We start from the raw sequence: 22671 nt of genomic DNA on the forward strand, positions 1-22671 counted from the left end.
GGGAAAGTGTGGCACACCTCGATAGGCAATTGTTTACATGATACAACCAAAACGACAATACATGAAGCTTAAAATTTTTTCCGGTTGTTTATTGTTCACCATGTTATTGGTGAGCTGCAAAAAATGGATCGATGTAAAGCCGAGCGACCGGCTTACCGAAGACCAGCTGTTCAGTACCACGCAGGGTTACCTCAATGCGCTGAACGGTGTGTATATCGAGTTAACCAATCCCGCTATTTATGGCGACCGCATGACGGTATCGGTGCTGGATGTAATGGCGCAGAATTATATTATCACTCCCTCTACGCACCGGTATATTCAGTATGCAACTTTCGAGTATACGGCAGATACCCCCAGGATCGTATTCGACAATATGTGGAAAAAGGCCTATGAACTGATCCTTAACTGCAATGTGATCATCGAGCGTTGCGGCGAAAACGGCAATGGTGTGCTTACCGGGCCTTATTTCGGAATGGTAAAAGGAGAAGCACTGGCGCTGAGGGCCATGCTGCATTTTGATATGCTGCGCATCTTTGGCCCCATTTATACGCAGGCAGATAAAGACAAGCCATGTATCCCATATAATCTGGCATCGCGCCCCTCGTCATCAGACCTGTTGGGCTCGGCAGCAGTAATGCAACACGTTATCGATGATCTTACTGCTGCTGCCACATTATTAAAAGCGGCAGACCCCATTATCACTGAAGGGGTGCGGCACGGGGCTAACCCCGCCGGCGCCAATGACCTGTATTACCGGCAGTACCGCCTTAACTATTATGCGGTAAGGGCATTGCTGGCACGGGCTTACCTGTGGATGCAGGATAAACCCAAAGCCCTGCAGGAAGCGCAACAACTGCTGGCAGAAACACTAGACCCCGCCAAACCCATTTTCAAATTGGGAGAAACGGCGGCGACCGACCCAACAAAAGCAACGGATGCCGATTATGATCATATGTTCAGGTCGGAAGTGATCTTCGGCCTGTATACCCTTAACCGGCAGCATATTTACAATACCTATTTTTCTCCCGAAATACAACAGCCTTTAAGATTGAGCTTTAACGATTACAATGCCGACGAACAACGACTGGATGCATTGTATGACGATGGGCAGGACTACCGCAGAAAAGCATGGATACCGCTGAGGAATGCCAATGGTACGTTTCTTACCCATGTGAAATTTTCGGTGGCGCCTTATAACCCCAGTCCTAATATGATGCCGTTGATCAGAATGGCGGAGATCATCTTAATGGCGGCGGAATGCAGCAATACGCTCGATGAGGGCAAGGCATACCTGAACATGCTGCGTACCTCAAAGTTTTGTGTTGACCTGAACCCCACCACCACCGCACAATTAAAAGAGTATATCACCAACGAGTTCAGGAAAGAAACGATAGGGGAAGGGCAAATGTTCTTTTACTATAAGCGCAATAGCATGAGCACCGTGCCTAACCATGTGTGGGCCGGCACACCCCCGGTGCCAACCAAAACGATCTCCCTTGCCAGTTATGTGGTGCCGTTGCCTGTAAGTGAAGTTTCTGTAAGGGGAAACTAGGATTTATGATGTAGAGATTTGGGGATTTTTGATTTTACAATTAATTAAACAGTTGAATGTAATGAAATCTCAAAATCGCAAAATCCCAAAATCAGAAATTCCACAATGGTTTTAATCTTAAAAAGTGTATCAAATGAAAAAAGTAGTATACTATTTGTTGATGGTGGCGCTGCTGGTTTCCTGCAAGAAAGAGATGATGCAGTATGAAGGAATGGAAGGCGTTTATTTTGCGCAGCAATGGGGACTGCCTTCATATTCAAGTTGGCCTTACCGCCCGTTCTCTTACGTAGAACTGGTAAAACAGCCCGTTTCAGTAACCGAATATACCGCTAATATAAAAGTGATGTTCACCGGGGCAGCTAAAGACTATGACCGGCATTTCAAAGTAGCAATCAACCCCGATAGCACCACCGCGGTGGAGAATGTACATTATGCGCCGTTGCCCGAATCGGTACTGGTGCCCGCCAATGCGCTGGTGGCTTATGTGCCGTTGGTAGTAAAGCGCTCGCCCGATCTGCAAACAGCCAGTAAGAAGATCGGCCTCAGGCTGGTGGCGAATGAAGATTTTGGCGTTGCCTTTCCCAAATGGAAAGCTATTCCCGAGCTGGGTACCGGCAGTCTTACACCAGCCGATACGGCTTTTGATAACAGCATACATACAGTGTTCGTGCACGATTTTATGGTACAGCCTGCAGTATGGCGCGGTTCCGTAAACCCCACTACTAACAGGGATGCCGGTTCGTGGGGTGGGTTTACCCGTAAGAAAATAGAACTGATGTGCAAGCTGTTCAACCTCACTTATGACGACTTTGGTTCTACCGAAACAATGACCGGCATATTGGTTAGCCTTATTACACAGGAAATGACGCGGTACCTGATCGGGCAGTTCAATGCCGGCACCCCGGTGAAGGAAGATGATGGCCGGTTGATGTGGGTGGGTTCCGTACCCTGGACCTCAACCGTTGGCGTACCGTATCCTTAATGCTTAAATGAATGTAGTTATGAAAAGATTCAGCATAATCATACTAACCGCGTATATAACTTTCCTGAGTGCCTGTTACAAAGACAAGGGAAACTATGACTATCGCGATATCAACGAAATAAAGATCAGCGGCCTGGCCGCCGGCTATGCCTACGTGCTGGGAACCACCCTGCATATTGACCCTGCAATACAAATGAGCCAGAAAGACCTCGATACTGCTGCCGCTGCGTATTACTGGATCCTTTACAAGGATGAATCGACCATCATCGATACCATTGGAAGATCGGCCGTGCTCGATACCCGCATAGTGGTGGAGCCCGCCGTTTATACGCTCTGGTTAAGGGTGGTTGATAAAGCAACCGGCGTTACCTATAAAGCAAACACCAAAGTAACCGTAAGCACCCTGTTTTCGATCGGCATGCTGCTGATAGGAACCGATAATAACGGCAATGCCGAAGCTGAAATGATCTCGATGGTAAAAGATACCATCATCTTCCGGAATATTTTAAGCAGTAGCGGTTTGCCCGGCCTGCGCGACCCCATGAGCTGTATGTTCTTTGGCGGTACCAGTACCAACCCCAATATTGCGCGGCTTTGGGTAATGACAAAAAGCGGTTCTTACTTTCTCGACCGGTTGACCATGGGCGGCAATACTTCACGAAAATTCGCTAACATTTGTATTACCAACGAAATTGCCAATAAGGAGGCCATTACGCCGGTAGTGGGAATGCCGCAGGTAAGGGATAAGGGCGGAGCCACAAGCGGCGGTACAAATGCCTGGGGACGTGCAGTGATCACCACCGATGGCGATATTTTTGCCACTCATTCACTATTGAACGGGGGCGACTATTACGCCAACCCCATAAACCGGGAGGCCACTGATTTTTCAAAACGCCTTAAAGCAGCGCCTTACTTCTGGTATGCAATAGCCAATTATGGCAGTTCCCCGTCGATGATGTGGTACGATACCGATAACCAGCGCTTCATGGTATACGCTAATTTCGTCGCGGCTAATTCCACCGCACCTGCCGATGTGGCCGGCGATATTTTCAGCTGGAACCTGGCATCGCAGGGCCGTACCCTGGTATATGGAGAAAATTCGCGGAATACCGACAACGGTTCAACCAACGGTAATTCATTTGCCATCGTTAAAGACAATACAGGCGCACACTACATCTATAAATTTTACGCAACCGGTACCGCACCGCAAAAACGCGATCTGTATACTGTTTCCCCAATAGCTATCGATTTCGATAAAGCCGATTTCTACGCGTTCTCCTCAAAACGTACCGTCATCTTTTATTCAGTTGGCAACAAGTTGTACGCATACGATTACAATAAAGGACTGGAGAAATTCTACCAGTTTCCCGAACTGTCGGCCGATGAAATAACGATGCTCAAATTCGATACCCAGATCGATTTTTCAACCAATTCATTATACGTGGCTACCTACAATGGTACAACCAAAGGCCGGCTGCGCCGGTACAATGTAGGCTCCAATCCCAATACCGTGGATATTACACCGGTACCAGGGGCCGACTGGGACGGCATGATTAAAATAAAAGACATGAACTGGAGAGGCGTGAACTAAGGCCATTCTCCGTTAAACCAATACAAATATGATGAAGTCAGTTAAGGTTTTTATTACAGCAGGTTTTATTACCGGCGCATCCCTTTCGCTTTTTGCGCAAACGCCGTTTAAGGTGAAGGGAAATGTGAAAGATACTTCGAGGAACGGCGAGAAAGTATTCCTGAGTTATTTCAATGGGGAAAAGAAAGTGTATACGGCAGCCATTATAAAAGATGGTATGTTTACGTTTGAGGGAACCGTTAAAGACCCTGCCCGCGCAACGCTTTCGATCAGTACCTCGAAGGTTGAACGCAAAGCGATTCCCTGGATCATGTCGGATAAATGCGAGTTCTTTATAGAAGGCGGCGATGTGACTGTGGATGGACTGCCCATCTCAAAGGCCCTTATAAAAGCACCCGGCAGATCACAAAAGGATTTCCGGGCGTTCCAGGCAAAACTGAAACCTTTCGTTGAAAAAGAACGCAATTCTTATCTCGCTATGCTGAATGCGCTGGCAGCACGCGATTCCATAACATCAAAAAAACAGAAAGCCATCAATGAAATAAGCAAACATGAGGCCGACAGTGTGGAAATGGCATTCCTGGTAGCCAACCCGGCCTCGCATGTGTCGCTGGGTTTGCTGCGTGAGAAGATCACGGCCCAGGCGCTGTCGGAAGATAAAGAGACAATGGCTGCATTGTATAACAAACTTGCAGCACCATTGAAAAAAACGATCCTCGGTAAACAAATAGGGGAGTTGATTGAAACAGCCGGCAAGTTAGCGCCAGGCAAACCGGCCGCGGATTTTGTATTGAACGATACCCTTGGTCATCCCGTGCGGTTATCTTCCTTAAAAGGAAAATATGTGTTGCTCGATTTCTGGGCAAGCTGGTGCATACCCTGCCGCGCTGAAAACCCAACAGTGATAAAAGCATACGACCGGTTTAAAGAGAAAAACTTCACGGTGATCAGCGTATCGCTCGAAAAACCCGGCGACCGAAAGGCCTGGGTGGCGGCCATTATAAAGGACAAACTTACCTGGACGCAGGTGGCTGCGCTTACCAAAGAAGAAGGCGACAATATGAGGAAGCTGTACGGTATTCAAAGCATCCCTATGAATTTCCTGATAGATCCGCAGGGAAAGGTGGTGGCTACTTATTTACGGGGCGAGGCGTTGATCAAAAAGCTGGAAGAGATATTGTAATCTCCTGCCGGATAATAAAAAAGCTGCTCAACAAGGGCAGCTTTTTTAGTTTATAAAAATAACGCTTAATTTTCAGGAATCTAAACGTTTATTATATGCATCCCGATGTACAGGCTTATAACAACAATCAATCAGCGGAGGAAAAAACGATCTGCGACCTGCTGGCAAAAGAGATAGATGCGGGTTTACCCGATGCAGAGAACAAGATCTGGCATGCGCACCCGGTATGGTTTCTGGAAGGCAACCCCGTTGTTGGATATAGCAAATTAAAGGGAGGCATCCGCCTGTTGTTCTGGAGCGGGCAGTCGTTTGAAGAGGATGGTTTGCAAAAGGAGGGCAGCTTCAAAGCCGCTGAGGCCCGGTATACCGAAGCGAAACAGGTAAATAAAACCGATCTGAAACGCTGGCTGAAAAAAGCCAGGGATATTCAGTGGGATTATAAGAATGTCGTAAAGCGGAAAGGGGTATTGGAAAGACTTAAATAATTTTAATCGGCAATCGGCAAACGTGAAACGGCAAACGGCAAACCTCAGCGCGGCGTACGTCGGCAATCGGCTTGAATATGGGGCGGCGCGAGGTCGTAAATAAATCCGAAATTTCGCGAGCCCTTTCACGTTTCACGTTTCGGGAGGCCATTCACGATTCACGCCCTACCACCTTCGCCAGTTGTTTCGAATAAAAATCAGCAAGGTCTTTTTGTTCGCACATGGCCGCCGACCGGGAAGCGCCATGTAATCCATTATACCGGTTGGGATGTTTCTCCAGGTCGGCCTGATAGGCTTCCAGCGCTTTATCAGGCTGTTTCAATTCAAGATACATATCGCCAAGCAGTTCGCGGGCGGGTAATACTTCGCCGGGTGTTACCGGGTGTTTTTCGGTTTTATCTTCCATCTCTGCCGCCAGGCCCATGCGTTCCAGCGCTACAACCTGGTTGCCTTCTTTCAAAGCTATCCAGCCTTCGGTAGCTTTTATCTGGATATCTACCTGGTTGGCTTTGTAACTTTCTTTTTTATTCAGCAGGTCATTGCGTAACTGGTTCAAAATGGCCAGTTCGTTTTTAGCGCTGTCTAATTTGTTTAGATGCACAAAACCCAGTGCGCGGGTAAAATGAATAATGGCGCGTTGCCAGGGAAACTGTTGCATGGGAAATCCGGCGGGTGTTGTGGTAAGTTGTGCAGCTTCTTTCCATAACCTGTTCTCGAGCACATAGCGGGCAGGGATAGCGGCAAATGTATAAGCGCCTTTCAAATTCGGCGGCGATACCTGTTTAAAGGTATTCAGGTAATCCCATTGTTCTTTGGCGCGTTTCAGGTCTTTCTTTTGCAAATAAGCATACACTACATAGTCCATCGCATGCAGTTCTTCATCCCAATGCCCTTTGATGCCTGAACTCTCTGCATAACATTTGGCCGCGGCTATGGATGCAAGGTTCGATTGGATGCTTTCATTCCATAAACCCAGCCGGGTGAAAATATGCGATGGCATATGCTGGGCATGGGCCGATGCCGATGCAACGGATGCATATTTTTGCGCGGCGGGCAATGCCATTTCCGCCAGCTCGGGATAATCGTAAGTATGAATAATATAATGGATGATGCCGGGGTGATAGGGCGCATTGGGATAAAGGCCGTTGAGAATTTGTCCGGCCTTTTTTTGTTTGGCATAGGTCTTATCGGCCGGGTCGGCGGCTGCATCCAGCGCCAGTGCATAAAAGATCGTAGCTTCTTTATCGTTAGGGTATTGTTCCGATAATTTTCTCATCGCTTCTTCGTACTGGTTACAGCGGGTGCGATGATCGAGCTTTTCCCAATCATCATAATATGCGAGTAAGGCGTTTATGTAATCCGATTCGCGGGTAGTTTTTGGTTCAATTGACCGGGCAATTTCCAGCGCCTTTAACCCTTTTGTTAGCTCAGGTGTTTCGGGGGGCGTCCATAGCGGATGAAAATTGCACATGGCCACACCCCAGTATGCCATAGCGCAATGCTGATCGTATTGAATGATCTTTGCAAACACTTTTTCCGCTTCGTCATATTCAAATGAGTGCAGCAGAGCAACGGCAAAATTGAATTGTTTTATAAGACTGTCGTTACCCGTAATAATAAACGATACTTTACCGAGGCTTTTATCTTCCGGTCCGCATAGGACAACATCCCCTGTTTTAAGATTGATGGAGCTGATCTCTTTGGCAAGCATTGGCCGTTGCCGTTCCCGGCATGCAATAAGCAGTATGACAAACAACAAGACCTTTATTTTCGAAATGAACCTGTTCATGAGCGTTACGTTTGAATGGCAAACAATGAATGCGGTGTGCGGATGCTTTGTTATCAAGGGAGAACGGGATACGGCAGGGTGGTGGATAAAGGTAGAATTATTATGTGGTATATCCATTTGCAGTTTAATGTATTCTGGTATTTTAGCCGCAGGTCAGGCGTTTTTAAGAATATTTTACAGGTTTTGAGTATATCTTTATTTTGCTATTTTTACTTTTCCGGTTACAGTTAACCTTAAAAAACAACAAATGAACCCAAAACCCTCAAACGCCTTTATCGCTGCATCCTGGGTTGCGCTTGGCGCCGGTATGCTTGGCTTCCTGGTAGGCTTGTGGCGTGCTGAAATGCAATTGAATGAAAAAGGATATTACTTTACGGTTTTAATGTTCGGTCTTTTTGCTGTTATCTCTGTTCAAAAAAGTGTTCGTGACAGGCTCGAGGGAATTCCCGTTACCGATATCTATTATGGTTTAAGCTGGTTCTGTACCATTCTTGCCATCGTATTGCTGGTGGTTGGTTTATGGAATGCAGCCATTCTGCCCAGTGAAAAAGGGTATTATGCTTTTTCTTTCCTGCTGGCTTTGTTTGGCGCAATTGCCGTGCAAAAAAATACCCGCGACGCAAAAGTTGTTGTAAAGAAAGATGCTTCCAATAGCCAGGGGTGAGTTGACTAGTTAACGAGTAGTTGAAAAGGTGATGGAGTTGATATAGTTGATAAAGGGAATACAGTTAACATGTGAACAGGTATAGAGTACCGCTTCCCGTTTTTCAGGGTATATAAGTGGTGACAGGTTAGAAAGATATAAAATTCAGAACTCTGCCATCGGCGGGGTTTTGTATTTGTATTCCGCATTAAGCGTTCGGCGTTAAGCCTTTAGCCTTCCGCCTAAAAGCAAAAAGCTACTGATCGTTCATCAGTAGCTTTTGCAGGGAATTTCAATGCAGGTCATGTTGCATTGAAAACTTTACAACGTCGAACGTTGCGGCGCTGGCGTTCAGCGTTTCGCGTTGCATTTATTGGTTTTCAAATAGGAATCGTAACGTGCAGCCGGCAACCTTTTCCCGGCGAAGTGATGATCTCACAATTACCATAGAGATGTCGTACCCTTTCCCTGATGTTTATCAATCCGATCCCGTCTACCTGGTGGTCAGGGTCGAAACCGATGCCATCGTCGTCAATGATCAGCTCTGCATGTTTATCATCGGTTTCGAGGGTCATAACCACCGTCTTTGCTCTGCTGTGCTCTATGATATTTCTGAATTGTTCCTGTACGATACGGTATATGTTTATTTTCTTATGGTCCGAAATAAGCTCTTCTTTAAAATGATGAATACCGAAGATGATATTGATCTTATGGATTGTTTTTACGTCTTCAATGAAAGTTTTTACACTTTCGAGCAGGGTACCTTTTTGTAGTTTTTGCAACACCATGCCACGCGATAGTTTTCTTATCTCTTCTATGGCTTCCTTGAGCAATTGAATTGTTACGCTTTTTGCTTTCTGGTTGTCTGCTTTATACACCTGTACAAGATCGAGGTGCAGTTTAGCGGAGCACAGCAGCTGGTTCACATTATCATGTAGCTCTTGTCCAATCACCAGCCGCTCGTGGTCCAGCATCTTGAGTAACATATCGCTCAGGGCGGTATCGTGGTTTTCGGGAAACGGTGCAGAAGGTTTTGTTATGGATGCGTTCTCGGCCTGCAATGCACTTTCATTGCTGTGGCCGGCGCACAGGATACAACCTTTCGCCTCTTTTCCGGAAATGAGTTGAAAGAATGACCATTTATAAACGATCTGCCTGGTTGGGTCTGACTGGGTATACAGATTAATAGGGAAGGATTGAGGGGCGTCGTTGTTGCTTGCCAGCAGGGTAGTGAATATTTCCCGGTCGGTTTCTGTCAGCAGGGATTGAAAATGATCCAGCTGTTTGGGAGTTCCCGGGCCAAACTCGGTGTTCATGGCCGTATTCATCGAATGAATGCGGCCTTCGTGGTCGATTATTGCATAATACACCGGTTCAGTTCCGCCGTTTGGCAGATCCGAAGGTGACCGTCCGTCACTCAAGTTCATAGCTAGTTTACTTTTGTTTTACAAGGCTTTCAAGGGCCTCGTCTGTTATGCCTGAAATGGAGTCGAACCCCATAGACTTCTCCACATAGTAATCAGCTCCAAGGCGCATGCATGTTTCATAATATTCCCCAGGGTCGTTATTGGTAAGCATGGCAATCTTTACCTGCTTGTTCTTTTCCCTTAATCTTACCAGCAATTCGATCCCGTTCCTGTCTGGCAGGTTGATGTCAAGGAAAATAAGGTGTGGCGTTTGTAGGGCGAACATCGTTAATCCATCTTCAAAGCAACCGGCTGTTGCGATCGTCAGATGGCCGTTATAACGTTCTATTAGCAGCGTTTTGATCCGATGAATGAATAAGGCCGAATCGTCAATTAAGAGGATACAGAGATTGATGTTCATTCATGCCTGTTTGTTTGGACTGCAAAGGTGCATCGAAAAAAGTTCCCGGGAAATAGGATCAATTGTCGTTTTTGTGTCAGGATGACGATTACGTTTTGTCGTTGTTAGTACTACATTTATTTTAAGTTGAGGAGGTGACTGGTAGTTCAGTAGCCGGAATAGGCAAGTTAAAAAGTTGATAGAGTTGATAGAGGTGATAAAGGCTTTTGCTTCGCCGTCGAAGTTATTCAGTTATTCAGTTAGGGAGTTGGCTTTAAGCTTCGCTGCGCCTGGCCCATGCTTCGCAAATGCTATTATAAACAAACAGGCCTTCCGGTATACCGAAAGGCCTGTTTGTATTCTGTATTTCCTTTATCAACTGTATTAACTCTATCACCTTTTCAACTCCTCGTTAACCAGTCAACTCGTCAACTTGTTAACTTGTCAACGTGTTAACTTTAGTCAGCCTGTCGCACAGGCACCCTGTATCAACGCTGTCACCTGTATCAACTTTTCAACTAAATAAGCTTGTTCTCAATCGCATACACCGTCAATTCCGCATTATTCTGCATCCCCATTTTTTCAAGTATGCGCGAACGGTAGGTGCTGATGGTATTTACGCTCAGTGACAGCACGGTGGCAATTTCCGAAACGGTTTTACCCGAAGCAATGCGTTTCAATACGTCGAACTCGCGCTCCGACAGCTTTTCATGCGGCTGTTGATTGGGATCGTCGCCAAATGAAGCAGCCAGTTTTTCGGCGCCTTCTGCGCTGATGTATTTTTTGCCCTGCAGCAATTGCCGTACGGCTTTTACCAGCTCATCGGGGTGGCTTTCCTTGTTGAGATATCCGGAAGCGCCGGCTTTCAGCGCCCGTACCACGTATTGATCTTCGGGATGTACGCTGAGGATCAGCACCGGGGTGGCGGGCAGTATTTTTTTCAGTTGTTTGAGGGTTTCCAGTATGTTACGGCCGGGCATGGAAATATCTGAAATGATCAGGTCCCATTTTTGTACCACGGCTTCTTTGATAAGGGCTGATGAGTCGGTCACTTCGCTTACTTCGGCGCCGGGAAATTCTTCCCGCAATAAAGTGCTAAGGCCTTTCCGGATGAGGCTGTGATCGTCGGCAATTAAAAATTTAGTCACAGTTGTCTGATTTCCTGGTTAGTGATTAGGATTGGTATGGATATTTGAATATAGGTTCCCTGGCCGGGTGTGCTTTCGATGCGATAATCCCCGTCGATCATCAACGTCCTTTCCTGCATTCCTTTCAAACCCAGCGTTTTTTTGCCGGCCATATCTTCCATGCGAAATCCTTTTCCGTTGTCGCGGATCTCCAGCACTATTCTGAGATCTTCCTGCGATAATACGGCATCTACCCGGGTAGCGCCTGCATGGCGGGCAATATTGGTCAACGCTTCCTGGTAAATCCGGAACAGGGCATTGGATTGATTGGCCGTGAATTGCGGTTCATTCAACAGGCTTTCAAAAACGCATTTGATGCCGAAATTCTTTTCAAATTCCCGGCTTTGCCATTCCAGCGCGCTTACCAGGCCAAGGTTATCGAGTATGCTGGGCCTGAGCTGGGTGGCTATTTTCCGAACCGATCGCATGGTATCTGCCAGCAACTGATCGGCCTGTTTCATTTTTTCTATCATCTCCTTTTCTTCAGGATGTAACTTCTTACTCATTTGCAACAGGTCGAGCTTTAACAGGGTTAACTGCTGTCCCAGTTCATCATGAATTTCGCGCGAAATATGTTTTCGTTCTTCTTCCCTGATGTTCTCGAGGTATGAAGAAAGCTCTCTCAGCTGCCGGTGGCTCAGTTTCAGTTCTTCCTCTGCTTTTACCTTGCCGGTAATGTCATTGGCAACCACATACTCATTCTTGTTGCCGATGGAAACAAAGAACTCGATGATCTTCTTTGAACCGTCTTTACAGTTTACTTCATATTGCATTACCAGCCTTGTTCTGCTTTTCGAAGGGTTTCGTTTCGTTGCTGTTTCGGGATTGGCGATCACCTCGTTCCGGTAATCTGTATCGGGATAAGCTTTTGTGAGCCAATCGAGCCGGGTGGGAATATCTTCTTTGGTGTAACCAAAGGTTTCAACAAAGGCATTGTTCAGGAATCGCGTTTCACCTTTGTCGCTAAATACACAAATGGGAATTGGTAATTGTTCGGAAATATTCCGGAATTTTTTTTCGCTGGCCCGCAAAGCCCTTGTGGCGCAATTCTTTTCCGTAACATCGTTAAAAGTTATATAACAAAGGTTATTATCGGTCGAAAAAGACATTTCAATATCCTTGGTGCTGCCGTCTTTACAATAAATGGTTACCTCTATGGGGTGCGACTCGGGTTTCTCTCCCTGCTGCACTTTTATCAGTTCTTCACGCCAGATTTTTTGCATGCGAATAAAATACGCGTCGTCCCTGTAGGCAACCTTTCGCCAGTGATCGATATCGGGAATGTCTTCAATGGTATAACCAAACCATTCGGTGAATTTGGGATTGATGAACACAAACCGTTTGGGCTCCTGTATTTCATACGCAGCAATAGGCATGGTTATCTTTTCCAGGATGCGTTTGAATTTGTTTTTCGCAGCCAGCACCATTTGTTCGGCCTCTCTTTTTTCGATAAGCTCACTGCCATTCGATGGCAGGGCTGTACCCGAAGTTTCAGGAACCTGTTTGTTATGTATAACCAGTACTAGCGGTTGTTTGCGCATATGCCAAACCGAGCAGGCGTAGGATGCAGGCGGTAATTTCTTCGAACAAAGCTCAAGCCTTATGATCGATTCACTGAATTTATTCTTTTTAGAAATGGCTGTTTTATAAACCATTTTAGAGGCCGGAGTAAGGAAGGACTGGATCTTTTTACCTATACACCGTTTGCCGGCCACTCCATGCAGCCTGGCTTGTGTGGGCCAGATGGCATTTATAATTCCTGAGCTCTTTTCGATTGACACTAAAATGACATCGCCGGGTCGGGTGTTGGCAGGTAGCATACTTTTTTCCATTAAACGGAAACAGATTTAAGTATGTATAAAGGGTTTGGATTATAAGTTAAGGCTTTTCCAATTAAATATGTTGGTAAAACGGTTATTTTTTGCCGAATACCCTTTTACCGGGATGCCGGCCTTTGGCCGAATGACAAACGGGGTAAAAAAAAAGCTGCTCCAAAAATGAAGCAGCTTTCCAGATAGTTGCAGAAATGTTTATTTGTTCAGATCGTAGCCCTGAACGAATTTATCCTTTTATTACTACATACAGTTTGTTCTCTGCTTCGTCTGCAATATAAGCGGGGTCTTTATCGCCAAACGGGATCCTGACCACGTCTTTGCTCTAGTCTTTATCGACTTACACGCCGGTTTCTTCAAATTTGGTTAAGATAAAGATAGCGTCCTTGGTGGCTTTGGTAGCGTTGAAACGTTGATTGGCCATGGCAAACATGGTTGCTGCGCGGGCGCCCGATGCCATCGATTTTTGTAGGCATCGCTGTTCTCATCCTGGTATGCTTCAAAATGGTTGGCAACAGGTTTACCCTGGGCGTCAGTTGCGTTTCGTAAACGCATGCTTGCAGCCCCGAAACTGCCGGGTAGTAAAGCAGGAGTGGATAGCACTACTACGTGTATGTGTTAGCGATAATGACCGGTACTTTTATGAAAATTTATATAAAGCAGGCCTGCGGTTATATATGATTGTATTGTGATGTGATGGAGTAGGAAGTGGCTGAATGTTCAGAGGGCAGTGTGTTTTGGCCGCGCTCACTTTCACAGTTCATAGTTCACAGTTCATTGTTCACAGTTCATAGTCATAGGTCTTAGTTGGTGATAAGTTTATATGATATTTGTTGGGCCTGTAACTTTTTCATTTCTCATTTCCCTGTATTCACTTCAACATTGAAAATTGGCCATTCAATATTCATCTGTTTTGTATTGCCTTTCTCATTTCTCATTCCTCATTTCCCTGTATTCACTTCGACATTCAAAATTGGCCATTCAATATTCATCTGTTTTCGCATTCCCTTCCTCATTTCCCGATCACCTGTGTCTTTATGATCTGGTCTTTGTAATTGATGAATTGAACGAGGATATTGTCGCGGGTGATGGAGAACGCGGCGAAGCCCTGTTCAGATGAGATCCAGCGGCTGCCTTCGGGTTTTATTTGTGCCGGTCTGCCTTCCGAGCCTGCGCCGGTGATAATGTAATGCGTATTGCCTTCGGGTTTGTAATACTCCTGGTGATGCTCATGCCCGCAGATATATAGGTTTACATTGTATTTTTTGAAAAGCGGTTCAAGCAAACTCTGCATATTCTTTGTGTCCTGGAAGGTGTTGCGCCAGCCGCCTGTATATACGGGGTGATGGCCCACTACCAGTTTCCATTTTACCGAATTATCGCTTAAAATGCTTTCGAGCCAGGCGATCTGTGCATCTGCGCCGCCGGCAGGATACTTTATAGAGTCGGGTTTTTGGCCGCGCATTTTCTTTTCCAGCGGATCGGTATCTATAAAGGCGATCAGCACACCCTGAGATGTATCGCCGTTGATAAAGAATTTTTTGAAGTAATACCGCGCGGGCATCGTCCAGCGGGAACTGATGCTGGTGTATTGTACCTGCGCATCGGGATTGGAAATATAGTCGTGGTTGCCCAGTACCGGGTACCATTTTACATGCAACGACTGCGCTCTGTAGATCGATTCGAATGAACTGATCCAATGATAGTCCTGGGTGCTGTTTACGCCGTATGGATAGAAGTTATCGCCTGTGGCAATTACAAAGGATGCATGAAGATCGTGCGCCGCCTTACCCATACCTGCCGCAACTTCATTCTGATAGTTCTCGCCATTTCGTCCCCAGTCGCCGAAGGCAATAAACTGAAGGGCATTGGGCGTAATCTTAATACCTTTTATCGATCCGCCGCGATAACCCAGATCGTCAACCACCGGTGCATGTACCTGGGCCTGTGGTAAAAATGGTAACAGTAACAGTGTGAAGAAAAGAAGCCGGGTTATTTTCGGTGCCATTGTTTGGGTATTAAGGGCTGCAAGATACTATTTGGCCCGTACTTAATGGGCAGGAAACAATTTATTCATAAATAAACAGGCTTATATCTGCTTACGAACTGAACAACTGAATAACTGAACAACTGAATAACTGAATAACTGAACAACTCAATAACTGTATTTCATTTGCCAGAAAGAGATGGTCCTTCGCGTGGCAAATCCCATGTATTCGTATAATCTGATGGCGCGTTCATTGGTCTCCAGCACATGCAGAAAGGGGGTTATGCCTTGTTGAAGATTGAGCTGGCAAAGCATCGCTATCAATTGTTGTGCATATTTGCGGCCGGTATAATCGGGGTCGGTACAAATGGCGCTTATTTCGGTGAGGCCATCGAGGCGCATGCGTTCGCCGGCAATAGCCACCAACCGCTGCTGCTGCCAGATGCCAACATAACTGCCCAACTGGTAGGTGTCTGGCTCATAATAGCCCGGCTGCACTTTGTTTATCAGGTTGAACATGGCCTCTTTATCATCGGCGGTAAGCCGTGAAATGATTGCTGTATTTTCTATGACCGGAAGCGGTTTTTGAAGTACCATCTGCGCGCAGGGTAATTCTTTAAGCACGGCGAAACGATCGGGCAGGGGAGGAAGGTCGCCGATAAGATAAAAGATCCCTTCCGGTTCAAGCAGGCTGCCCAATGAGCTGAGCTCATTTTCGTGACCGGGCTGGAAGGCTGCAAATGGTAAGATGCCGGGGCGATATCGTTTAACATGTTCCAAGCCGGTAGCAAAGGATTGCTGGGCGCTGGTTAAGGCATGCCATGCGGGCGCGTCGAGTTTTGATAAGGGATCGCTGTGATGCATGAAGCAAAAATACAGCTCATAGCGAATACAAAATGCAGCTACAAGCTTCACGCTGCAAGCTGTAAGCGAATACAAAATACAGCCGCAAGCTATAAGCTGTAAGCTGTAAGCGAATACAAAAATACAGCCGCAAGCTATAAGCTATAAGCCGAAAGCGAATACAAAATGCAGCTTCACGCTTCACGCAAATGCCGCTAATACACATCTGAATCCGGGAACTGTATTCACTTCGATATTCAACATTTTGTATTTCTGTATTCCTTTTTCATTCTTCATTTCTCCTGTTTAACCATTCTGCTTTCTAACATACTTAGTAAGAATCACTATCATCTGCCCCTCAATTCTCCCTTCTATCTGTTCGGTATTATCTTCAACCAGCCTGATATTTCTTACAACTGTGCCCATTTTGGCATTGAGTGTTGAGCCTTTTACATCGAGCGATTTGGTAAGCACCACCGTATCGCCGTTTTGGAGCAGGTTGCCGTTGCTGTCTTTGTGCAGTTCAACGGCTGCATCGTTCTCATGGTCGCCGCTGGCTTTGGCCCAGGCCAGCCGGTCATCATCGAGGTACATCATATCGAGGTTGTCACTGGCCCAGCTTTCCTGTTTCAGGCGGTTAAGCATTCGCCACGACACTACCTGTATGCCCGGTATTTCGCTCCACATGGTTGCTGATAATAGGCTCCAGTGTTTGGCATCGAGTTCGGCTTTTTTATCTATCTGCGCCCGGCAGGTATCACAGATCAAAAGGCTGTCACTGGCATCGCCAAAGGGTTGCGGCGTTACATCATAGATCTTTAATGCACCAGTTGATTTGCATAATTCACATTGGTTGCCGCTGCGTTGTTTTAATTGTTCTTCCAGTTTCATATAAGGGTATTGTAAAACGGCGGCGAAGGTACTGTTTTTTATTATGACGTTTGCAGTGCCCGGGTAACCGGTAACAAATGAACAGGTAAAGTGATTTTACAAGGATGACATTTTACTGTACGACGGGTACGTATGCAACACCAGTTTCCTTTTTTCCTTCCTGATCTTTGCCAGGCACAATGCGCTTATCAGTATCCAGCAACAGGGATAGATCATATTGATTATATAATGCTGTGGGTTTGTGGTATGGGCTACGATCTCTCTTATAACGGCGGGCGTATCGGCCGCCAGTTCAGGTACCTGGTAGTTTACATAGAGGTAGGCCAGCCAGGTAACCTCTGCTGCATTGAGCGCAACAATTACCGCCCATACCGCCGTCAGCCACCAGTTGTTCTTTTCTTTATTTATTTTATAGAAGGCAATGGCTACAAAAGCGGCCATCCCGATCAGTTTTACGATCCTGTTGTTTGCTTCATAACTGATATCAATGAGCCCTGTGGGTATCAATCGGGTTTCACTGATATATTTTATAAAATATAATACGATTAAAGCGCCAAATGCGCACAACATAATGAGGGTAAACCGCTTCAGTCTTCTTAAACCGGTAAATAGAATGGCCCTGGAGAAAAAGATACAAAATGCCAATAAGGCAATAATGAAGGGTACTAGAATAAAGTAATTCATCGGTACTGGTTTCATACGATAACGGATAGAACAACGGATTATAATATAAACTGAAAATCAGCCGATTTATTATAGTGCCTGGTATGCCTGGCCCAGAAAATCTACCAGGTCGGAGGCTATAAGCGATGGCTGGGAGGTATAAGCGGCCGCCAGGTCGCCCGACAGGCCGTGGAGGAACACGCCCGCAATGGCCGCCTGCTGCGGCGGATACTTTTGGGCCAGTAAACCGGTAATAATGCCGGTAAGCACATCGCCGGTGCCACCGGAAGCCATACCGGCATTGCCGGAGCTGTTAAAATAGCCCTTGCCATCGGGTGACGCAATAAATGTATACCTGCCTTTTAAAACCAGGTATAGATTATATTCAGCCGCTTTCTGCAAGGCGGTTTGTATGCGGTCGTAATCGTTGGCGGTTTTGCCAAACAGCCGTTCAAACTCTTTGGGATGCGGGGTGAGGATCGATTGTGGCGGGATCTTACCCAAAAGCGTTTTATCACCGGCAACGGTATTCAACCCGTCGGCATCGATGACCATCGGCCGGCGGTTCTGCTCAAAAACCGAATACAACAGGCGGCTGTTACCGGCATGGGCGCCCAAACCGGGACCAATACCAATAACATCGTATTTGTCCATTTCCGGCGATACATGCGTTTCGCCGGCGCCGGCGGAATTGGCGTTTTCGCCGGTTTTGCACATGGCCTCGGGAACCGAGATCTGCATTATGTTATAACCCGATGCCGGAACATGGCAGGTCAGTTTGCCCACGCCGCTGCGCAAACAGGCCCGGGCGCATAATACGGCCGCGCCCATCATTCCGTAACTGCCGGCAACGATGGCGGCATGGCCGTAATCGCCCTTATGCGAGAAGGGGTTGCGCGATTGTACCATCTGGCTCACCATGGCCCGGTCAATAAGTTCGAAGGGCGAATCCTGAATTTTCAGGAAATCAGGGTGTAACCCGATATCGAGCAGCTGCACCCGGCCAATGCTTTCAGCATTCTCGGGCATCAGAAATGCCGGTTTAAAACATTGAAAGCTAAGCGTTTTATGGGCTTTAACCACCACATTGCCGCGGGAGCTGTGATCAACGAACAACCCGCTGGGGATGTCGATGGCGATCACTTCATTGCCACTATTATTAATATGTTGTATGAGGCTGGCGGTAAGTCCGTCGGCCGGGCGGTTAATGCCCGAACCCAACAGGGCGTCAATAACTACATCGGCGGCGGGAATGGGGTGCAGGTTCTCTTCAGCCGGAATGAACCTGATGGCAGCGGTAGTGGAATGCAGGCGGGCGAGATTTACCTGGAAATCTTCGGTGCCCTTGTGGCCGAACTCAATGATACATACGGTTACCGTGTGATTGGTTTGGGCCAGCAGGCGGGCAATTACCAGCCCGTCGCCGCCATTATTGCCTTTGCCGCAAAAAATGGTAAAGGAGCGGCCCTTATAATTATTCTGTAATAACCAATCGTAGCAGGCCGTGGCGGCGCGCTCCATAAGGTCTGCAGAAGAAATTGGCTCATGACGAATGGTGTATTCGTCCCAGGCCCTGATCTGTTCGGTAGCAAAAATTTGCATCCTGAAAATTAACTACTTTCTGGCAGTTGACCGGCGGTGAGTGGTTTTCTTTCTGGCGGTTGAATGAGATTTACGTTTTGGCTTTTCGGCACGGGCAACAGGCTGCGCAGGATCATCGTCATCGTAGCGGTTATTGGTCTGCATATAATCGCCAAAGATGTCGGCCAGCTCCTTAACCTTGTAAACGTAGCGGCAGTCGTTGTTGCAAAGTGCGATGATGGTGGCGTTCTCATCGGTCATGCGGTAAAAAGAAGTGCGGTTGCCATGCCACCAGCCATTATGATAAACGAGTTTTTTGCCATTTTTCAGCAGGTACATGCGCCAGCCAAGCCCGTAATTGTGGGTGCCCGGTTTTTCAAAACTGTAGCCGGCATAAGCCTGTTCGAGGGTAGACTTTTTAAAGAAAGTATCTTTTTGCAGGGCCTGGTCCCATTTCAACAGGTCGCGCACCGTGCTGTAAATATTTTTATCGCCATACACCGCATCGAGGAATTCGAACCGGTATTCGCGGTTATTGTAATAGAACGAAGGCGTATAACGGGCTGTATCGGCAAGCGTGAACACATAACTGTCCTTCATTCCAAGCGGATCGAAGAACGTCTTTTTCATATAGACCGGGTAGGTGACCCCGCTCACGCTTTCGATGATGAGCGCCAGCAAAGCATAATTGGTATTGGAATAGCTAAAGCCGCGATTGGGTTGGGCAATAGGTATTTTTTTGTAGTTGGCAATAAGAAAATCCAGCACATCCTGGTTGGAAACCATTTTGTGTTTGTCCCAGCCCATTTCGCCCATGTAATGATCATACTTGGGAATGCCGCTGCGATGATTGAGCAAAAGCCGGATCGTAACGCCTTCCAGCGGAAAACCGGGTAAATATTTTTGTACGGGATCGTCGATATTGAGTTTGCCTTCTTCCCACAATCTCAGAATGGCCATTCCGGTGAATGTCTTTGATACAGAGGCAAGATGAAAAGGAGTGGAGGACGTAATGGAGTCGCGTTTGGTGCGGGGGTCGATGTAGCCATTGTATTCTTCGAAAACTATTTGTCCGTTTTTTGCCACGAGCACACTGCCATTGAAGCGGGTGCGGCCCAGGGTTGAGTCCAGGTGGTTATCTACCATTCTCCTGTAATAGTTCAATTCGTCGGGCGTTAAAGCTGCCGGCGCTGTTGAGGTATCACCTTCGTTCAATGGGCCTGAGGTAACCTTCTTATTGTTAACGCGCGCACAACTCTGCAATATCAGTAATGTTAGCAATAACCTGACTATGTTTTTCACCAGGACTATCTAGTTTTTATGGTTTCCGTAATTTGCGAAAATAGTTAAAACTCACCAGTTACAGGCCCATGCATGCATTTTTCATGCCTAACTTTCTGCAACTATGAACTATATTTGCAATCTTTTAACTAAGATAACGTAAAAGCAGTAGGATTCATTATGACCGACAAACAAATTACGAGTTATCCCAAGGAAAAGATAAACATTCTTCTACTTGAGAACATCAGTGACAAGGCTGTTAAATTTTTTAAAGACAATGGTTACACGTCCGTTAAAAAGATAACGGGGGCATTAAGTGAAGAAGACCTGATCCGTGAAGTGAAGGACGTACATTTGCTGGGTATCAGATCCAAAACGCAGATCACTTCGCGTGTACTGGACGCTGCTAAGAAATTACAGGCAATCGGTTGTTTTTGTATTGGTGTAAACCAGGTTGATCTTAAATATGCTAAACAACAGGGTGTTGCGGTGTTCAATGCGCCGTATTCCAATACCCGTTCGGTAGCAGAGCTGGTAATAGGGTTGTCGATCCTGCTGATCAGGCGCATTATTGACAAGAACAAGGCCGCTCATGAAGGTACATGGCTGAAAGACGCGAAAGGGAGTTATGAAATGCGTGGCAAAACGCTGGGTATTGTGGGGTATGGAAATATCGGCACACAGGTAAGCGTGCTGGCCGAAGCGTTGGGTATGCATGTGATCTTCTATGACACCATTACCAAACTGCCGTTAGGCAATGCTGTTGCCAAGAAATCGCTGAAAGACCTTGTAAGCGAGGCCGATATCGTTACGCTGCATGTGCCCGAAACTGCCAGTACGAAGAACCTGATCAACAAGAACGTGATAAAGAATTTTAAAAAGGGTTCTATTCTTATAAATTATGCCCGCGGTGAAGTGGTTGACCTCGATGCACTGGCGAAAGCCCTGCAGGAAGGCGCTATGAGCGGTGCGGCGGTTGACGTTTATCCCTGGGAGCCCGAAAAGAACGGTGATAAATTTACTACGCCATTACAGGGTTTGCCCAATGTGATCCTTACCCCGCACATCGGTGGTTCAACGGAAGAAGCGCAGCAGAACATCGGGGAAGATGTGAGCAATAAATTGTTCCAGTACCTCGAAATGGGCGTAAGCATCGGTTCGCACACGGTGCCGCCATTAAGCCTGCCGCCGCAGGAAGGCGCCCACCGCATTCTGCATGTTCATCGCAATGTGCCCGGTGTGTTATCGGCTATCAATACCACATTGGCAAATAACAAGATCAACATCCTGGGCCAGTACCTGAAAACAAATGATGAGATCGGGTACGTGGTGCTTGACCTCGACAGAAAGATCTCCAATACGGCTGTGCAGTTGTTGAAAGAGGTGAAGGATACGATTAAGGTTAGATTGTTATATTAACAGGCATCTCGTATAATATTATACGGGGCGTTCCTAAAGGGGCGCCCCGTTTTAGTTGATAGAGTTGATAGAGTTCATAAAGGAAGGCGTAGCAAAGGCCTTTATCAACTTTATCAACTCTATCACCTTTTCAACTTATGTCGCAAACCACCCCTTAAATTGTCCCTTACACACCCCGTTGAAGCTGTTATTTGATCCTAGTTTTGTTTCAACAAACAACAAAAACAAATCATCAACGCTTAAACTGTTTTTTATGAAAAAGACAAATATTTTCTACTGGGTGTTTACAGGGCTTTTAGCTTTCCTGATGTTAGGTTCTTCTATTCCCGATATTATGAACCATCCGCTTGCTGTAAAAGGTATGCACGAAGAGTTAGGCTATCCCGTTTATTTTATTCCATTCATTGGCGTGGCCAAGTTCCTGGGTGTGGTAGCCCTTCTTACCCCAGGTTTTCCCCGGTTGAAAGAGTGGGCGTATGCAGGTTTTGCTTTTGATCTTATCGGCGCAACCTACAGCATCTTCATGATCGGTAAACCCGACTGGATGTTTAACCTGTTACCGCTGGCACTGCTTACCGCTTCTTATGTGTTCTATCAAAAAAGAAAGAAAATGCTGGCCGCCCGCGCTGGTAATCAGCAAGCTGTAGCGTTTAACGGAGCTATTGCTTAAAAAAGCTGAAGGCTCAAGGCTGAAGGCGTAAGGCATAAGGCTGAAGGCATAAGGCTGAAGGCATAAGGCTGAAGGCAAGGCTCAAGGCTCAAGGCTGAAGGCTGAAGGCTTAAGGCTTAAGGCGTAAGGCTGAAGGCATAAGGCTCAAGGTTTATTACGAACCGGCGAAGGGCCTTAATTTCCGAAGGTTCGCGGGTATGCAAAATATATGGAAGGCCGCACATGGATTGTATTCGCGTTAAGCGTTCTGCCTTCAGCCTTCTGCGTTTTGCGTTCGGCTTTCTCT

19 protein-coding genes are annotated in these 22671 nt (G+C 46.6%); 8 read left to right on the top strand and 11 right to left on the bottom strand.

The window, feature by feature from the left end:
- The first annotated feature begins 61 nt into the window (after window positions 1-61).
- The 5 genes from A4R26_RS16535 (at window position 62) to A4R26_RS16555 (ending at window position 5793) form a co-directional block, all read left to right on the top strand.
- Window positions 62-1552 (top strand): RagB/SusD family nutrient uptake outer membrane protein, encoded by a 1491-nt coding sequence (locus tag A4R26_RS16535; protein WP_165760307.1) that lies wholly within the window; start codon window positions 62-64, stop codon window positions 1550-1552.
- Between the two features lie 133 nt (window positions 1553-1685).
- Window positions 1686-2534, top strand: a complete 849-nt coding sequence (locus A4R26_RS16540) for a DUF4843 domain-containing protein (RefSeq protein ID WP_081165044.1) — start codon at window positions 1686-1688, stop codon at window positions 2532-2534.
- A 19-nt stretch (window positions 2535-2553) separates the two neighbouring features.
- Complete coding sequence (locus A4R26_RS16545; RefSeq protein ID WP_165760308.1) at window positions 2554-4125, top strand: PKD-like family lipoprotein; 1572 nt, start codon at window positions 2554-2556, stop codon at window positions 4123-4125.
- A gap of 28 nt (window positions 4126-4153) precedes the next feature.
- Entirely contained in the window at window positions 4154-5308 is a 1155-nt protein-coding gene (locus A4R26_RS16550; RefSeq protein WP_081165053.1) for a TlpA disulfide reductase family protein, read from the top strand.
- Window positions 5309-5403: 95 nt separating this feature from the next.
- Window positions 5404-5793 carry a DUF1801 domain-containing protein gene (locus A4R26_RS16555; RefSeq protein ID WP_081165057.1) on the top strand — a complete coding sequence of 130 codons (390 nt, stop codon included), beginning with the start codon at window positions 5404-5406 and terminating at the stop codon, window positions 5791-5793.
- 151 nt (window positions 5794-5944) lie between these two features.
- Here the strand turns inward: A4R26_RS16555 and A4R26_RS16560 are convergent, their stop codons facing one another.
- A complete protein-coding gene (locus A4R26_RS16560) occupies window positions 5945-7582 on the bottom strand; it encodes a hypothetical protein (protein WP_081165061.1) in 1638 nt (545 codons plus the stop codon).
- 247 nt (window positions 7583-7829) lie between these two features.
- On the opposite strand from A4R26_RS16560, the gene yiaA reads away from it, so the two are divergent.
- A complete protein-coding gene (yiaA, locus tag A4R26_RS16570) occupies window positions 7830-8246 on the top strand; it encodes an inner membrane protein YiaA (RefSeq protein ID WP_081165069.1) in 417 nt (138 codons plus the stop codon).
- Between the two features lie 359 nt (window positions 8247-8605).
- Here yiaA and A4R26_RS16575 read toward each other — a convergent pair whose 3' ends face one another.
- The 10 genes from A4R26_RS16575 to A4R26_RS16620 form a co-directional block, all read right to left on the bottom strand.
- Window positions 8606-9652, bottom strand: a complete 1047-nt coding sequence (locus A4R26_RS16575) for a sensor histidine kinase (protein ID WP_081165074.1) — start codon at window positions 9650-9652, stop codon at window positions 8606-8608.
- A gap of 7 nt (window positions 9653-9659) precedes the next feature.
- The gene (locus tag A4R26_RS16580; RefSeq protein WP_081165079.1) at window positions 9660-10052 is read right to left on the bottom strand and encodes a response regulator transcription factor; all 393 of its coding nucleotides are present in this window, start codon (window positions 10050-10052) and stop codon (window positions 9660-9662) included.
- 497 nt (window positions 10053-10549) lie between these two features.
- Window positions 10550-11179, bottom strand: coding sequence for a response regulator (locus A4R26_RS16585; RefSeq protein WP_081165083.1), 630 nt, complete (start codon window positions 11177-11179; stop codon window positions 10550-10552).
- Window positions 11176-13050: a PAS domain-containing sensor histidine kinase gene (locus A4R26_RS16590; RefSeq protein ID WP_081165088.1), complete on the bottom strand. Its 1875-nt coding sequence runs from the start codon at window positions 13048-13050 to the stop codon at window positions 11176-11178. Before A4R26_RS16590 ends, A4R26_RS16585 begins: the two co-directional genes overlap by 4 nt.
- A gap of 1012 nt (window positions 13051-14062) precedes the next feature.
- Entirely contained in the window at window positions 14063-15058 is a 996-nt protein-coding gene (locus A4R26_RS16595; RefSeq protein ID WP_081165092.1) for a metallophosphoesterase, read from the bottom strand.
- A gap of 147 nt (window positions 15059-15205) precedes the next feature.
- Window positions 15206-15901, bottom strand: coding sequence for a GNAT family N-acetyltransferase (locus tag A4R26_RS16600; protein ID WP_081165096.1), 696 nt, complete (start codon window positions 15899-15901; stop codon window positions 15206-15208).
- A 285-nt stretch (window positions 15902-16186) separates the two neighbouring features.
- On the bottom strand, window positions 16187-16771 hold the full coding sequence (locus A4R26_RS16605; protein ID WP_081165100.1) for a PhnA domain-containing protein: 585 nt from the start codon (window positions 16769-16771) through the stop codon (window positions 16187-16189).
- A 96-nt stretch (window positions 16772-16867) separates the two neighbouring features.
- Window positions 16868-17470: a hypothetical protein gene (locus tag A4R26_RS16610; RefSeq protein ID WP_133054709.1), complete on the bottom strand. Its 603-nt coding sequence runs from the start codon at window positions 17468-17470 to the stop codon at window positions 16868-16870.
- Between the two features lie 54 nt (window positions 17471-17524).
- A complete protein-coding gene (locus tag A4R26_RS16615; RefSeq protein WP_081165109.1) occupies window positions 17525-19036 on the bottom strand; it encodes an NAD(P)H-hydrate dehydratase in 1512 nt (503 codons plus the stop codon).
- A 12-nt stretch (window positions 19037-19048) separates the two neighbouring features.
- Window positions 19049-20317 carry a serine hydrolase domain-containing protein gene (locus tag A4R26_RS16620; RefSeq protein ID WP_133054710.1) on the bottom strand — a complete coding sequence of 423 codons (1269 nt, stop codon included), beginning with the start codon at window positions 20315-20317 and terminating at the stop codon, window positions 19049-19051.
- A gap of 159 nt (window positions 20318-20476) precedes the next feature.
- Between A4R26_RS16620 and serA the strand changes: the two genes are divergently transcribed.
- Together serA and A4R26_RS16630 are read left to right on the top strand one after the other, a co-directional pair.
- Entirely contained in the window at window positions 20477-21715 is a 1239-nt protein-coding gene (gene serA / locus A4R26_RS16625) for a phosphoglycerate dehydrogenase (RefSeq protein ID WP_081165119.1), read from the top strand.
- 253 nt (window positions 21716-21968) lie between these two features.
- Window positions 21969-22385, top strand: coding sequence for a DoxX family protein (locus tag A4R26_RS16630; protein WP_081165322.1), 417 nt, complete (start codon window positions 21969-21971; stop codon window positions 22383-22385).
- The last annotated feature ends 286 nt before the right edge of the window (window positions 22386-22671 follow it).

The sequence above is a fragment of the Niastella populi genome (assembly GCF_002078015.1).
In the GTDB taxonomy this organism is placed as follows: Bacteria; Bacteroidota; Bacteroidia; order Chitinophagales; family Chitinophagaceae; genus Niastella; species Niastella populi.

What these genes read in the sequence shown, in the direction of transcription:
- A4R26_RS16545 (WP_165760308.1), top strand. Translation starts at nt 2,554, where the DNA reads ATGAAAAGATTCAGCATAATCATACTAACCGCGTATATAACTTTCCTG.
- A4R26_RS16610 (WP_133054709.1), bottom strand. Translation starts at nt 17,470, where the DNA reads ATGAAACCAGTACCGATGAATTACTTTATTCTAGTACCCTTCATTATT.
- A4R26_RS16600 (WP_081165096.1), bottom strand. Translation starts at nt 15,901, where the DNA reads ATGCATCACAGCGATCCCTTATCAAAACTCGACGCGCCCGCATGGCAT.
- A4R26_RS16605 (WP_081165100.1), bottom strand. Translation starts at nt 16,771, where the DNA reads ATGAAACTGGAAGAACAATTAAAACAACGCAGCGGCAACCAATGTGAA.
- A4R26_RS16580 (WP_081165079.1), bottom strand. Translation starts at nt 10,052, where the DNA reads ATGAACATCAATCTCTGTATCCTCTTAATTGACGATTCGGCCTTATTC.
- A4R26_RS16595 (WP_081165092.1), bottom strand. Translation starts at nt 15,058, where the DNA reads ATGGCACCGAAAATAACCCGGCTTCTTTTCTTCACACTGTTACTGTTA.
- yiaA (WP_081165069.1), top strand. Translation starts at nt 7,830, where the DNA reads ATGAACCCAAAACCCTCAAACGCCTTTATCGCTGCATCCTGGGTTGCG.
- A4R26_RS16560 (WP_081165061.1), bottom strand. Translation starts at nt 7,582, where the DNA reads ATGAACAGGTTCATTTCGAAAATAAAGGTCTTGTTGTTTGTCATACTG.
- A4R26_RS16555 (WP_081165057.1), top strand. Translation starts at nt 5,404, where the DNA reads ATGCATCCCGATGTACAGGCTTATAACAACAATCAATCAGCGGAGGAA.
- serA (WP_081165119.1), top strand. Translation starts at nt 20,477, where the DNA reads ATGACCGACAAACAAATTACGAGTTATCCCAAGGAAAAGATAAACATT.
- A4R26_RS16615 (WP_081165109.1), bottom strand. Translation starts at nt 19,036, where the DNA reads ATGCAAATTTTTGCTACCGAACAGATCAGGGCCTGGGACGAATACACC.
- A4R26_RS16535 (WP_165760307.1), top strand. Translation starts at nt 62, where the DNA reads ATGAAGCTTAAAATTTTTTCCGGTTGTTTATTGTTCACCATGTTATTG.
- A4R26_RS16550 (WP_081165053.1), top strand. Translation starts at nt 4,154, where the DNA reads ATGATGAAGTCAGTTAAGGTTTTTATTACAGCAGGTTTTATTACCGGC.
- A4R26_RS16590 (WP_081165088.1), bottom strand. Translation starts at nt 13,050, where the DNA reads ATGGAAAAAAGTATGCTACCTGCCAACACCCGACCCGGCGATGTCATT.
- A4R26_RS16540 (WP_081165044.1), top strand. Translation starts at nt 1,686, where the DNA reads ATGAAAAAAGTAGTATACTATTTGTTGATGGTGGCGCTGCTGGTTTCC.
- A4R26_RS16630 (WP_081165322.1), top strand. Translation starts at nt 21,969, where the DNA reads ATGAAAAAGACAAATATTTTCTACTGGGTGTTTACAGGGCTTTTAGCT.
- A4R26_RS16575 (WP_081165074.1), bottom strand. Translation starts at nt 9,652, where the DNA reads ATGAACTTGAGTGACGGACGGTCACCTTCGGATCTGCCAAACGGCGGA.